At 43.3% G+C, this 13,806-nt stretch carries 14 protein-coding genes; 6 read left to right on the top strand and 8 right to left on the bottom strand.

All coding sequences use genetic code 11. The annotated features are described in order from the left end of the window. Positions 1 to 114: 114 nt before the first annotated feature. On the bottom strand, positions 115 to 1,104 hold the full coding sequence (locus AB5123_RS03625; protein ID WP_117928106.1) for a 2-hydroxyacid dehydrogenase: 990 nt from the start codon (positions 1,102 to 1,104) through the stop codon (positions 115 to 117). Positions 1,105 to 1,313: 209 nt separating this feature from the next. On the opposite strand from AB5123_RS03625, the gene AB5123_RS03630 reads away from it, so the two are divergent. Continuing rightward, a complete protein-coding gene (locus AB5123_RS03630; protein WP_181982792.1) occupies positions 1,314 to 2,723 on the top strand; it encodes a helix-turn-helix domain-containing protein in 1,410 nt (469 codons plus the stop codon). Between the two features lie 37 nt (positions 2,724 to 2,760). On the opposite strand, the gene AB5123_RS03635 is transcribed toward AB5123_RS03630, so the two are convergent. The 4 genes from AB5123_RS03635 to galE form a co-directional block, all read right to left on the bottom strand. Further along, positions 2,761 to 3,426, bottom strand: coding sequence for a sigma-70 family RNA polymerase sigma factor (locus AB5123_RS03635; RefSeq protein ID WP_022286525.1), 666 nt, complete (start codon positions 3,424 to 3,426; stop codon positions 2,761 to 2,763). 1 nt (position 3,427) lies between these two features. Continuing rightward, positions 3,428 to 3,844, bottom strand: a complete 417-nt coding sequence (spoIIAB, locus tag AB5123_RS03640; RefSeq protein WP_117863155.1) for an anti-sigma F factor — start codon at positions 3,842 to 3,844, stop codon at positions 3,428 to 3,430. Between the two features lie 4 nt (positions 3,845 to 3,848). After that, on the bottom strand, positions 3,849 to 4,265 hold the full coding sequence (locus AB5123_RS03645) for an anti-sigma factor antagonist (protein ID WP_195551838.1): 417 nt from the start codon (positions 4,263 to 4,265) through the stop codon (positions 3,849 to 3,851). A 159-nt stretch (positions 4,266 to 4,424) separates the two neighbouring features. Then, on the bottom strand, positions 4,425 to 5,435 hold the full coding sequence (gene galE / locus AB5123_RS03650) for a UDP-glucose 4-epimerase GalE (protein WP_038670643.1): 1,011 nt from the start codon (positions 5,433 to 5,435) through the stop codon (positions 4,425 to 4,427). Between the two features lie 170 nt (positions 5,436 to 5,605). Between galE and AB5123_RS03655 the strand changes: the two genes are divergently transcribed. The 5 genes from AB5123_RS03655 to AB5123_RS03675 all read left to right on the top strand — a co-directional run bounded on the left by AB5123_RS03655 (position 5,606) and on the right by AB5123_RS03675 (position 12,023). Continuing rightward, positions 5,606 to 6,475 (top strand): AraC family transcriptional regulator, encoded by an 870-nt coding sequence (locus AB5123_RS03655; protein WP_337811987.1) that lies wholly within the window; start codon positions 5,606 to 5,608, stop codon positions 6,473 to 6,475. Between the two features lie 48 nt (positions 6,476 to 6,523). Continuing rightward, positions 6,524 to 7,108 (top strand): hypothetical protein, encoded by a 585-nt coding sequence (locus AB5123_RS03660; RefSeq protein ID WP_046440943.1) that lies wholly within the window; start codon positions 6,524 to 6,526, stop codon positions 7,106 to 7,108. 78 nt (positions 7,109 to 7,186) lie between these two features. Further along, complete coding sequence (locus AB5123_RS03665) at positions 7,187 to 8,134, top strand: glycosyltransferase family 2 protein (RefSeq protein ID WP_022286531.1); 948 nt, start codon at positions 7,187 to 7,189, stop codon at positions 8,132 to 8,134. After that, positions 8,121 to 11,069, top strand: a complete 2,949-nt coding sequence (locus tag AB5123_RS03670) for a YfhO family protein (RefSeq protein WP_368364534.1) — start codon at positions 8,121 to 8,123, stop codon at positions 11,067 to 11,069. Before AB5123_RS03665 ends, AB5123_RS03670 begins: the two co-directional genes overlap by 14 nt. Before the next feature lie 132 nt (positions 11,070 to 11,201). After that, on the top strand, positions 11,202 to 12,023 hold the full coding sequence (locus AB5123_RS03675; protein WP_181984014.1) for a zinc ribbon domain-containing protein: 822 nt from the start codon (positions 11,202 to 11,204) through the stop codon (positions 12,021 to 12,023). Positions 12,024 to 12,098: 75 nt separating this feature from the next. Here AB5123_RS03675 and nrdD read toward each other — a convergent pair whose 3' ends face one another. The 3 genes from nrdD to AB5123_RS03690 all read right to left on the bottom strand — a co-directional run bounded on the left by nrdD (position 12,099) and on the right by AB5123_RS03690 (position 13,792). Then, on the bottom strand, positions 12,099 to 12,389 hold the full coding sequence (gene nrdD / locus AB5123_RS03680) for an anaerobic ribonucleoside-triphosphate reductase (protein ID WP_117857504.1): 291 nt from the start codon (positions 12,387 to 12,389) through the stop codon (positions 12,099 to 12,101). A gap of 132 nt (positions 12,390 to 12,521) precedes the next feature. Further along, positions 12,522 to 13,208 (bottom strand): M48 family metallopeptidase, encoded by a 687-nt coding sequence (locus tag AB5123_RS03685; RefSeq protein WP_278339663.1) that lies wholly within the window; start codon positions 13,206 to 13,208, stop codon positions 12,522 to 12,524. A 56-nt stretch (positions 13,209 to 13,264) separates the two neighbouring features. Continuing rightward, entirely contained in the window at positions 13,265 to 13,792 is a 528-nt protein-coding gene (locus AB5123_RS03690) for an SH3 domain-containing protein (protein ID WP_038672938.1), read from the bottom strand. Positions 13,793 to 13,806: the final 14 nt, after the last annotated feature.

Raw genomic sequence — 13,806 nt, forward strand, 5'->3', positions numbered from 1 at the left:
CACAAAAAAAGACTGCTGTCTTGCTTTTTGGCAAGATCGCAGCCTTTTTTCTTGGGGACTTTTTTTACAGCCCCTTTGTTATATTTCAAAGACGCATGGAATATTCCCGTAGGTCTATTTCACCTGATTTTCTTTTATTATCCTGCCACGCTCAAAAGCACAAGCATTCTCAAGCGTTGTGCGGCTTATGGCGGCTAGGGCTTCTTCGGTGAAAAAGCCCTGATGAGAGGTGACGATAACGTTAGGAAAAGACAGAAGCCTTGCGGTCACGGAGCTTTCTAGGATATCCTCCTGTCGGTTTTCAAAGACGTTCTCTGTTTCTTCCTCATAAACATCAAGACCCACTCCGTGGAATTTTCTGCTTCTGATACCTTTTATAAGGTCTTCGGTATTCACAAGCGCACCTCGGGAGGTATTTACGAAAACAACATTCTCTTTCATAAGGGAGATAGTTTCAGTATTGATAAGATGATAGCTTGATTCTGTCAGTGGGCAATGGAGCGAGATAAGGTCGCTTTCTCTCAGGACTTCGCTAAGGGGATAATATTTCACGAAGTCAAGGTCAGGGTTTTGATAAACGTCATAAGCTATAACACGCATACCAAAGCCGTGGCATATCCTGCACATTGCCGCACCTATCCTGCCTGTGCCTATTATACCAGCGGTCTTGCCATGGAAATCAAGTCCCATAAGACCATTCAGGCTGAAATTGTTCTCTCTTACCTTTATATAGCCCTTGTGTATTCTTCTTGTGACTGCAAGCGCAAGCGCCATGGCGTGTTCTGCCACGGCTTCCGGAGAATACCCAGGCACTCTAAGCACTGTTATGCCGTATTTATCGGCGGCTTTTATATCAACATTATTATAGCCTGCACATCGCATAAGAAGAAGCTTTACACCGTGTTCATGGAGCCGTCTAAGCACTGAGCCTGTTATCGTTGAGCTTACAAAGGCACACACGCCCTCACAGCCCTCGGCAAGCCTTGCTGTGTCTTCCGTCAAGTCGGCTTCAAGGTAAACGCTTTCTATATCGGGATAGTTTTTTCGCTGCTTTTCAAATGAATCTATATCATACTGCTTTGCGTCATAGAATATTATTTTCATGAAAACTCCTCCAAATTTTAAAGTATTCCAGTTTACGCTTGTATTTTTTGCAGCTGTTTATAAAAATATACGGTTTTTGCCTTAATAAGATAAAATTATCAAAGGTTGACAATTGTGCATAAATAGGATATAATATAGGTATCGGTATGTAAAAATATACTTTAAATATACTTTAAATGCCTGTTTTCTACAGAAAGGATATGATGCCAATGTCACAATTTTCGGAACTTCTCAAAGAATACATAAAGAAAAAAGATATTACTATAAAAGCCCTTGCCGAAAAATGTGGTATCGACAGAACATATCTTCATAAGATACTCAAAGGTGAAAGGAAAGTGCCAAGCGTAGATTTTGTAGAAAATATAAGCTTGCAGCTCATGCTTTCCACAGAGGATAAAAGCAGGCTCATGGAGCTTTATAACATTTCTGAGATGGGGGAAGATGTCTACAATCGCCGTAAGCAGGTGTCAAAGATAATACACGATATGGCAAACACCAACATGGAAGATCCTGACGCTCTGACTTTCAAGACAGAAGTTGATATTGACTCTGTGCCTGAGATATCCATCTACACCGACAAACGTGAGCTTAGAAAAAACCTGCAGGTGCTTATATGCAGCGATGTTCATAACGGTTCTGACATTCAGGTCATCGCTCAGCCAACAGAGTTTCTTACCAATCTGCTGTCCATTGCCGCAGAAGGCAGCGAGTCTGCCATAAATCATCTGTTCTTCTTTGACAACACCTCAGGTGAAAAAAACACCGCAAAATACAATCTGGATATTTTTCCGTTCATATGTCACCTTGCGCAAAAGCATGAAAAATATGAGGCTTTTTATTATTATGAGGGTGCGTCGGCATATTTCAACTCCACGAACATCATGCCAAACATAATGATAACGAATAATTTTCTGATCAGAACAGACAGCGATTATTGCGAGGGAGTTATATACAGATCTAAGCCTATGGTAGAATTTTATATGCGGCAGTTTGAAAAGTTCAAGACAAAATGTGCAAAGCTTCTCGACCACGCCGTGGATATTTTGGAATATGTTTACTTTTGGTACGATGACAACGCAAATTTCATCGGCGTAGATTTTCAGCCATGCACCATGCTTTGTCTTACAGAGGATATATACAACGCCCATGCACTTTTGCCAGCTGACGCAAAGAAATTTGTAAAAGCAAAGCTCACCATGGGCAAGAAGGCTCTTTCTGAACACAAATTTGTAAATCTGTTCAGTGAAAAGGGTCTTGCAGAGTTTATGACGACGGGAGAGATTTTTGAGCTTCCGAGAAATTCATATACTTTTCCCACTCTTGCAGAACGCAAGATAATGCTACAGATAATGATATCGCTTTGTGAAAACGGCATGGCAGACTACAGGATAATAAAGAACGACTATTTTGCGGTGTCGAAAAATCTTTGTATCAACATTTCTGACAACACAAGTCTTAACATCATTGCCAGAAACAACTGCTTCTCTGATTTTTCTTATTTGAAGATAAGCGAAACGAGCCTTGTTCAGGCTTTCTGGGATTATTTTCAGCACTTTATAGATTCTGACGCTGTTTGCTCACATGAAGAAACTATCGAGATACTCAGGTCTTATTTGTAAAAAAACGGGCGACCAAAAGCCGCCCACTGTAATGATATTATTTAAGCTGTTCACGCATTAAAGTGAGCAGCTTTTTTTCTCGCCTTGACACCTGCACCTGCGACATACCAAGTTGTTTTGCCGTTTCCATCTGAGTTTTATTCTGAAAATATCTCAGGTATATAAGCTTTCTATCCTCCGCTTCAAGGGAAGCTATGACCTGACGGAGAGAGAGCCTGTCAGCAATTTCTATGTCAGGAGCATCAACAGGGATATCTATTTGTCCGTGGCGGTCGTCTTCATCTGAGCTTTCAGTAAGACTAACAGGGGGCAGGGCGACATTCATGGCTAGAGTAACGGCTTCTTCGCTTTCTCCTGACAGCTCACAAAGCTCGCTTACTGTAGGTTCTCTCCCCTGCTGTATGGAAAATCGCTCACGCTCTCTTACAAGGCGCATGGAAAGCTCTTTTATGCTCCGTGACACTTTTATCGTGCCACCGTCACGGAAAAGCCTTTTTATCTCCCCTAATATCACTGGCACTGCATAGGTGGAGAATTTCACACCACGGTCGCTGTCAAAGGCTTTCGCAGCTTTTACAAGACCTATACAGCCTGCACCGTAGAGGTCGTCATACTCTATGCCACGATTGCGGAAGCGGTTTGCGCACAGGTGAACAAGCCCCAGATTTTCTTCTGCAAGAGGGGTCTCGACTATGCTGCTCATTTTATACTCTTTCTTTCAAGGTTTTTTCAAGGATAAGGGTAGTTCCTTCTCCAAGCTTGCTGCGCACCTTCACTTTATCCATAAAGCTTTCCATGACCGCAAAGCCAAGGCCTGCTCTTTCCTCCTCAGGTGCAGTGGTGAAAAGCGGCTGCATGGCCTGCTCGATATCGGCGATACCGCAGCCCTTATCCCTTATTTTTATGTAGACGTGTCTGTTCTCGAATATCCTTATCTGCATGAATATCTCCCCTAGGGTGTTTCGGTATCCGTGGACAATGGCGTTTGTGACTCCCTCTGACACTGCGGTCTTGACATCTGCAAGCTCGTCGATCTGAGGGTCAAGCTGAGTAAGGAAACCGCTGACTGCAACTCTAGCAAAGCGCTCATTTTCAGAATAGCTGGGAAAACTGACTTTCATTTCATTAAGGGGTTTTCGTTTCAATTTTATCACTCTCCTTTGTTTTGTCATCGGGGCTTTCATTCTGTTCCTGAGCTGCTTTCTTCTCTTGTATATACGGGGTCATATCCGTGACTATCTTTGTGAGTCTGTGCATACCTGCAAGCTGCAAGACCTTTCGGATATAAGCAGGAGGCGACGCCACTATCACCTCGCCACCCATTTCTGACATTATCCTGTATCTGCCCATAACAAGTCCGATGCCTGAGCTATCCATAAAAGTCACCTGAGAATAGTCGAGGATAAGGGTAAGAGGGTTATGGCTTCTAATGGCTTTATCTATCTCTCCCCTGAAATATTTTGCTGTATGGTGGTCGATATCGCCGCATATCTCTGCCACAAGAGTTCTGGCTGACGGATAGTTTTTTATCTCCACATTCATGCTTTATCATTCCTTTCATCTTTTCGTTTTATCCGCTGAAAATATATTATCACTTACAGTGGGATTTTTTTGTCGCATTATCGTATGGGTGAAAAAAGCAGGAACACACTTTTTTGTGTGTCCCTGCCTAGGAAAATTATTATGTTCTATGCTTATGTATTAAAGTCCGTTAGGATTATTCTTAATGAAGTTCCAGCTATCTGCTGTCATTTCATCAAGACCATATTGAGCTTCCCAGCCAAAGACCTTCTTTGCCTTTGCTGTATCAGCATAGCAGGTTGCGATGTCGCCTGCACGTCTTGGCTTTACTACATATGGGAGCTTCTTTCCGCAGGCTTTTTCAAAGCTGTGAAGAACGTCATAAACGCTTGAGCCTTTTCCTGTGCCGAGGTTTACGGCTTCAACACCCTTGTTTTCCATTACATACTTGACTGCGCAAAGGTGACCCTTAGCAAGGTCAACAACGTGGATATAATCTCTTACACCTGTTCCGTCAGGGGTATCGTAATCGTCACCAAACACACCGAGCTTTTCAAGTTTTCCTACTGCTACCTGACAGATGTAAGGAAGCAGATTATTTGGTATACCGTTAGGGTCTTCGCCGATAAGACCGCTCTTATGTGCGCCGATAGGGTTGAAGTATCTAAGAAGTGAAACTGACCAGTCGTTGTCGGAAACATAAACATCTCTCAGTATCTGCTCTATCATTACCTTTGTATAGCCATAAGGGTTTGTTGCTGATGTAGGCATATCCTCAGTGTAAGGAGCTTTGTTTACAGGGCCGTAAACTGTTGCGGAAGATGAGAAAACTATCTTCTTACAGCCGTATTTCCTCATTGCCTTGATAAGCATGAGAGTGCCTGTGATGTTGTTGTGGTAATATTCAACAGGTTTCTGAACAGATTCGCCAACCGCTTTAAGACCTGCAAAATGTATAACAGCGTCTATCTTGTTTTCTTCAAATATCTTCTCAAGTGCTGCAAGGTCAAGAAGATCTGCCTCATAAAAAGCAAAGTCCTTGCCTGTTATCTTCTTTATTCTGTTAAGAGCCTCCGGCTTTGAGTTTGAAAAGTTATCAACTATAACTACTTCATAGCCTGCTTCAAGAAGCTCAACGCAGGTGTGGCTTCCGATAAATCCTGCTCCGCCTGTAACGAGTATTTTTGCCATATTCTTTACCTCCCAAATATGTCAGGTTTTTTCTTACACTTACATTATACCATATTTTCACGTTTTTGCAATACCATTTTTGTTTCAAACGCATGGATTTTTGTTGCAAAGAGAATAAAAATATGCTATCATATCTATAACAGACCATCTCACAGAAAGGAACACACAGAATGAATACAGACCGCCATTCCTTTAAATCAGACCAGACGGACGCACTTTCACTGTCAGTATACAACGTGGGTTATGAAAAATGTCAGGGGCTTCACAGTTGGGGAAGCGGCGTTCGTGACCATTATCTTATCCACCACATCATAAGTGGCAAGGGCGTATACAAAACACCGCAGGGAGAGTATCACCTTAGCGCAGGGGACACCTTTCTCATTTACCCCTACACTGTTATAACATACACTGCCGACAAGAACGACCCATGGGAATACTACTGGGCAGGCTTCAACGGTTCTGACGCTGAATTTATCCTTGATCGTGCAGGCTTCACAAGAGAGTGTCCCGTTATCTCCGCAGACTTTGGAAGCGAGCTTAAAGACAGTCTTGAACGCATTTATCGTCTTAGCGGAAACAGAAGCTCAGACCTTGTGAAAATGACAGGTCAGCTTTACATCACGCTGGGCATTCTTATGGAACGCTCGGGAAGTCAAAGCCGTTCGGGGAGCACCGCAAAGGGATATGTCACAAAGGCGAAAAACTACATTGCACACAACTACACCCTTGGGATAGGGGTCGAGAATGCCACCGATTTCGTTGGCGTGAGCCGTGCCACGCTATATCGAGCTTTCATGGAATACGAGGGGCTTTCTCCTGCACAGTATATAACTGATTTCCGTGTGAACGCCGCCTGTCGTTTGCTGGAAGAAACTGAGCTTCCTGTGTCGGCTGTGGCAAGGTCGGTAGGGTATAATGACAGCCTTTATTTTTCAAGGATATTCCACAAGACAAAGGGCATGTCACCTACGGAATACAGGGCTGACGCTTTGTGTACAAAAGGTGAAAACAAGGCGTTTTCGGTTGACAAGGGTATATAAATGAGATATAATAAATAGGTATAATCAGCTACGAAAGGGTCTTAAACAATGAATTTCTTTATGGTCGGCTCGTTTTTCATGCTTTTCATGCTAAACGCAGGCTGGACTTCTAATTACGTTATAAAGCTTGCAGGCTTTTTATTTTTCGCAGTGGGAACGGCTGAGGCTGAAGAACGCACTGACGCTTTCGCACATCTTAAAAAGCCTGCTTACACTTCTTCCGCTATGTGCGCTCTTGCGGTGGTATGTCAGCTTCTATTGAAACTTCTCTCCCCTGCGGCAATGGCGGCGAACGTTATAAGCATTTTGCTGTCGGCGGCAACTGTCTATATGTCACTGAACCTTATGAGAATGTTCCTTGTGGCGCTTGACAGCCACAGAGAGCTTGTGGAAGACGTTTCAAACATTGTAAGGCTTCAGGGCAGTTTCAACAAACTTGCTCTTATGACGTTTATTTACTTTGGGGGCGACCTGCTCAACAGGCTAATACCAATAGAGTTCGTCACCACCCTTGCAGGCGTTATTGCGGCAATAGCAAAGATACTTGTGTATATTTTCCTGCTCATCATGCTTTACAACTTCAACAAGCTGAGGACAGATTATGAAAAACGCCGTGAAAGAGAAAACAAATAAGGATATTTCAAGAACGTCATGTTCACAAATGGCGTTCTGTTTTGTGTATAAAGGCAACAAAGAATAGGAGAACGAAAAATGCTATCAATAATAATACCAAGCTATAACGAGGAGGGCAACGTTGCAAAATGTGCTTCTGTTGTTTCAAAGCTTCTCAGCGAAAACGGTATAGACTATGAGCTTGTTTTTGTAAACGACGGCTCAAAGGACAGAACATGGGATATAATCTCAAACCTTGCACGCAATGACGAGCATATCGTGGGCGTGAATTTTTCAAGGAATTTCGGCAAGGAGAGCGCAATTTTCGCAGGACTTGAAACTGCAAAGGGCGACGCTTGCGTTCTGCTGGACTGTGACCTGCAGTTCCCGCCTGAGGTCATAATCGAGATGTACAACATCTGGAAAAACAATGACGTTGACATTGTTGAGGGCAGAAAAAATTCCCGTGGAAAGGAAAACCCTGTATACAAATTTTTCTCTCTGTGGTTTTACAAGATGATAAACAAGTCAAGCGGACTCGACATGGAAGCGGCTTCCGATTTCAAGCTTCTTGACAGGGCTGTGGTAGATTCACTGAATGCAATGCCTGAAAGACTGACGTTTTTCAGAGCAATGTCAAGCTGGGTAGGCTACAAGACGGAGCGTGTATATTTTGACGTTGCTGACAGAGAGATAGGCGAATCAAAGTGGTCTGTAAAGGGGCTTTTCAAATTCGCCATAAACAGCATAACCTCTTTTACCTCTGCGCCTTTGCAGATAGTGACAGTATGCGGTGTTATAACCTTCATATTCTCAGTGATATTAGGACTTCATACCCTTATCAAAAAGCTTATCGGTGCGTCGGCGGTAGGATTTTCAACTGTCATAATCCTACAGCTTCTCACATCGAGTATAATAATGTTCAGTCTTGGAATAATAGGCTTTTATCTCTCAAAGATATACGAGGAGATAAAGCAGCGACCTAGATACATAATCCGTGATATCATAAGAAAAGACGACGAGGAGAAAAAGAATGGAAAAGACTAAGACATCTCCCCTTTCATTTGTAAAGAAATGGTGCTATGATAAGCGGCTGTACTTTTTGGTGTTCTTTCTGCCTGTGGCAATAATGTTTTCTGCCTATGCTTTTTTCAAGATTCACCCTATCGGCGACAGCTCGGTGCTTGTGCTTGATTTGAACGGTCAGTATGTTTACTACTACGAGCAGTTCCGTGACGCTTTCCATGGCAACGGCAGTTTTATCTACAACTGGTCACGAAACCTCAGCGGAGAAATGTTCGGTGTGTTTGCATATTATCTTGCAAGCCCTTTTATGCTGATACTTGTGCTGCTGCCGAGAACGATGATGGCGACCTCTATCCTTATTTTACAGCTTGCAAAGATAGGCACAGCGGCTGTGACGTTCATGTTCTTCTTAAAAAAGATATCAGTGCAGAAGCCTAAAACTATCTCACTTATCATATTCCCTACCATGTATGCTCTTATGTCATACATGGTGGTACAGCTTATGGACCCTATGTGGCTTGACGGACTTATCTATCTGCCGCTTATATGCTGGGGCGTTCACAGGCTCGTTGATGAGGGCAAGCTTGTGCCTTATATAGTGCCGCTGGCGCTTATGTTCATTGCACATTTCTACATCGGCTATATGGTGGGAATTTTCACGTTTTTCTACTTCTGCTGGTACTGCCTTTCAAGAGAGGGCAGGATATTGCCAAAAAAGTTCTTCTCACGCTGTGTGGCTTTCGGTATCGGCACGCTTGTTGCGCTTATGTGTGCGGCGTTCGTTCTTATAACCGTTTACAATTCTTTGAAGCTTGGCAAGTTTGAGTTCACTGACCCTGATTTTTCTCTTGCAACACAGTTCGATTTTCTCACGTTCATAACAAAGCTTTTCCCAATGTCATATGACACTGTTTACCCTGAGGGTATGCCTATGATATACTGCGGAACTGCTGTATTGATACTTGTTCCGCTGTTCTTTATGAACGACAGGATAACAATGAAAGAAAAGACCTCCACAGGTCTGCTCACTTTCCTGCTTGTTATATTAATGTATATAAAGCCTGCTGATATGGCAATGCACGGCTTCCAAGTGCCGAACTGGCTGCCTTACAGATATTCTTTCATATTCTCATTCCTGATGATAGTAATGGCGTTCAGGGCGTTTGAAAACCTCGAGGGCATAACGGCAAAGAACATCGGCGGAATTTTCTTTGGACTTATGGTATTCCTCTTTTGGTGTGAGCGTGAGAACTACTCTCACTTCCAGCTTTTTGAAACAAAGACAAGTGAAACAGGCGACACCACAAATGTGATACAGGGCATATGGGTATCCATGATAGCTCTGGCGGCATATTTCGCACTTATCTATCTTATCAAGAAATATCCAAAATCAAAGGCTGTTTGTATCGTAATGGTAGGCGTTCTTGCGGTTGAGCTTTTTGCAAACAGCGCTGACACTATCGACAAGATAGACACTGACGTTGCATACAGCAAATACACTTCTTATGAACCTTACATGACGCAGACGAGAAACGCTGTGTCAATGATGAAGGAATATGACCCGTCGCTTTTCTACCGCATGGAGGCAACTTTCCACAGAACCGTAAACGACCCTATCGGAACAGGCTACAAGGGCATTTCACATTCAAGCTCAACGATGAACGCACCTGCCCTTATGATGCTCCACAAACTTGGATATGCTTACGGCGGTCACTACACAAAATATGACGGCACAACTTTCATGACGGACGCTCTGTTTGACATAAAATATCTTATGGACAAAACAGGCGACACCTCTTTTGTTGGCACAAGAGTTAAAGTTCCAGAGGAATACAAGCTCACAACAGAATACACAGAAGATGTTACAACATACAAATTCTACAACAACCCTAACGCTCTTGGTCTTGGCATGGTATCTTCGCCTAGTATTGAGGACGTGTCACTTTCTGAAGATAATCCTTTTGAAAATCAGAACATGGTATTCAACGCCCTCGCAGGCACAACAAAGGAATATTTCACAAAGATACCTGTTATAAACAGCGAAATGGAGAACGTTTCTACATCTCAGCTCACTGACGGACACACGAAATACTTCCCTACAGACACTTCCATTGCAGAATGTCACATTGACTATGTTGTGAAAATGGATAAGGACTCATATCTTTATATGTATCTTCCAACCAAATATGAGCGTTCCTGCAACGTGTGGATACAGGACGAGGACGATTATATGGACGGCTCTGAGCCTATGGAATATGCAGGTCAGTTCTTTGTGGGCGACAATTATTCCATTATGAATCTTGGCAAATTCTATGAGGGGCAGGAGCTTCGCATACGCATAACGGTGGCAAATGACGATAACGAAGCTTACTGGAAAGACCAGCTTTTCTACACCTTTGATTATGACAGCTTTGCACAGACCTGCGCTGATATGCAGAAAAATGTGCTTGAGGTCACAAGCTTTAAGGACACTTATCTTGAGGGCACTGTTAATGCTGAAAATGACGGCTCTGTACTGTTCACAACCATACCATATGAAAACGGCTGGACTATCACTGTGAACGGCAAAAAGGTGACGGCTGAAAAATCTCTTGACAGCCTTATAACTATCCCTTTGGAGCAGGGTGAAAACAAGATAACAATGAAGTTCTCCCCTGACTATTGGAAGGTATCTCTTATCATAACGGGCTTTGGTGTTGCCCTGTTGGTGCTTATATTCCTGTTTGAATATAAGCGTGGAAAAGTCATGAAAAAGGTGCTTGCAAAAGCTAACTTTACGGCCGAGAGCAGTGAGAAAGCCACAACCCCTGTGATAAATGACACAACTGATACAACGGACGAGCCGCTGAGGATATACCGACCTGACAATGATGATGACGAAAAGCTTCGGCACATAAACGAGATGATGAAAAATATTCTCGGTGAGGACGAGGATAGTGGCAAAAACGATAAATAGCGACGAAAGCTGCGAAAAAAATCTATTGACAAGGCTTTTATAAAATAGTATTATAATAGGGACGGAAATTCTATCCGCCCCTATTTTTTCGGACAGCGGATAAAGACTTCACAAATGAAAGGACTAATCAAAATGGCAAAAAAGATCTACACAAAAAAGCTTACATATGCAGGAATGTCCCTGTGTCTGCTGAGTTTTTTCGCATTCATTCTCTCGGCAGCAGGCGCTCTTGCTGACCCTGTGGGAAAGCTCGTTTACAACAACGTTTTCACAAACAAGATAGACTTTTTGTTCACCCCCGACATTTTCGCTTATGTGAACACCTATGGTCTTTCATGCGCACTCGCCATATTCAGCCTTGTGGCGTTTTTCACATCTGCAAGAGCAAAGGGCAAGAAAAAGCTTGATGGTGCATTCGCAGGCTTTCTTATCCTTTTCCCGCTTGTTGTGATGATAACAAAGGGCATAATGATATACTATGTTACAGTAAAAGGTCACTTCTCAAACGCTATAACAATGGGCTATGACAATGACAAGTTCAGGGTAGCCCTTTCACTTGCTGATGATGTTCTGCCATTTATTGCGGCTTTCCTGCTTTTTATCGGTGGACTTGTTATTGCAGGCAGACTTATGGGCGAAGATTTCGCCGTTGAGATACCTGTTGCCGCAAAGACGCCTGACAATGCCCCTGCGCCTATCCCAATGACTACACCGCAAGAACAGAGTTTTGCTCAGCCTGATATGTCACAGTTCAGAAAGCCCGACAATGCCGAGCCTGTTATGTCACAGAGCGTAGTTGAGCCTGAGATACCACAACAGACAGAGCCTATAGAACCACCTACAGAAACGGCTGAACAGCCTGTCGAGCAGACCGCACCTGAAAAGTGTCCTCACTGCGGCTCAGAGCTGAAGAGCGGAGCCAAATTTTGCAGCGTTTGCGGAAACAAGGTCTAAAAAGCTACACCAATACACTTCCATAAAAAATACGGCATATGCCACTTTTTCGGTGACATATGCCGTGTTTCATTTTTACTGTTCTGATACGCTAGGGCTTGCAAGACCATGCTTTACTCGGTCACGGACCTCCGCTCTCTTTGCGTCGTTAAATCTGTCGAGAGTTCCAACAAGATAGCCTGTTATTCTTCTTATACGCTGAAAAGGCACGTCTGCAAAGTGATAATCAACGTCAACAAAGTCGCCGTCTATTTTTAGGTCGATAGTCTGGATAGTCTTTTCAGGGTAAAGCTTCTGCGCCCTGTCGATATATGAATTTATCTCTGCCTGGGACATCTCCCCGCCTGTTACGTTCACATTTACCATTTTACATTACCTCCATTTTTCTTTGTTATACATATTGTTGCCACAATAAAAGGATACCACAATATCTTGTATTTGTCAATAGTTAATACCTACAAAGCACATGAGTATATTTTGTAGGGTATGCCTGCATGGTCAGCCTTTCATTTCTTCTCTTATACCTCGCCAATCGGGACAGAACTTGCCCACCAAAGCCCAGAAATCCTTGCTGTGATCCATAAAGACCAAGTGGCAAAGCTCGTGGAGGCAGACATAATCTATGCACTCTCTGCGGAAAACGATAAGCTTTGAGTTTATGGAAATATGCCTGTTTGAGATACATCTTCCCCAGCTTGCTGTCAGCGGTTTTATTGTGACCTTTTCAGGCACAAGCCCTGTGGAGGCAGACATTTTCTGCATACTTTTTGTTATCTCCGCCACTGTGAGATCGTTTATGAACTTGGTGGTCTGCTCTTTTACATAGGTCTGGTCGCTGGTCTTGTTCACGGCAATGAGAAGCTTGCCGTCCTCTATCTTGGGAGAAAAATACTTATCAGCTTGAACAAGGGTCAGGGTAAGCTCGTTCCCCAAAAGTCTGAGCCTTTCGCCATGGCAGAAATCTTTCGGCAGACCCACCGTCGCCTTGTCTTTTTGCTCTTTTATCCAGCCCAGATTGTTATTAATAAAGCTTTCAAGCTGCTGCTTTGAACAGCCGTAAGGCACACGCACTGTCAAAATGCCGTCACGCATACCCATATTAAGGCGACTTCTTTTGGCAACGTCAAGGATAAAGTCTATGCGCTCTCCGTTTTTATCCTCGATAAAAGTATTATATTTCGGCACTTCAAAGCCCCCACATCCAAAAACGCCGCACATTCTTTTGTGCGGCGCTGTATTTTTTACCACTGTACTGCTATAGAGCTGTCTGTTGTAAGATAATCCTTATAAATATATCCTGTGAGTGGACCGTCTATGTTCATGAAATTTATCTTAACATATCCGTTATCCTCATATTCAAGAACGTTTACCTGAACGCCCGGTGACATACAAACGATATTCTCAGCGTCATTATCAGGTGCCACATGAAGATAAGCATACTCTGTGACATACATTACCTCAAGCACATCTGTCTGGCTAGACTCGTCGCTGGACACATCTGTTACCGCACCGCTTTCGTCCACACTGCTGTTATCAGTAACGGACGTATCCGCAGGGGCGGTACTGTTCACTGGCTCAGCCACAGACTCATTTGTATTTATGGTGGCAGTATTTATACCCTTTGGCACTTCTGAACTATTGCTTGCAAAAAGCCCCTTGGCAAGCAGAAGTATCACGCACAGCACAAATATGCCCACAACTATTATTGCGACAACGCTCGCCGTATTTCCCGAAGCCTTGCGGGAAACGTTATTCTTGTTATTATCCATATATTGCACGGCAC

Source organism: Ruminococcus sp. RTP21204st1_B2_RTP21204_210225 (assembly GCF_040914135.1).
GTDB lineage: Bacteria > Bacillota > Clostridia > Oscillospirales > Ruminococcaceae > Hominimerdicola > Hominimerdicola aceti.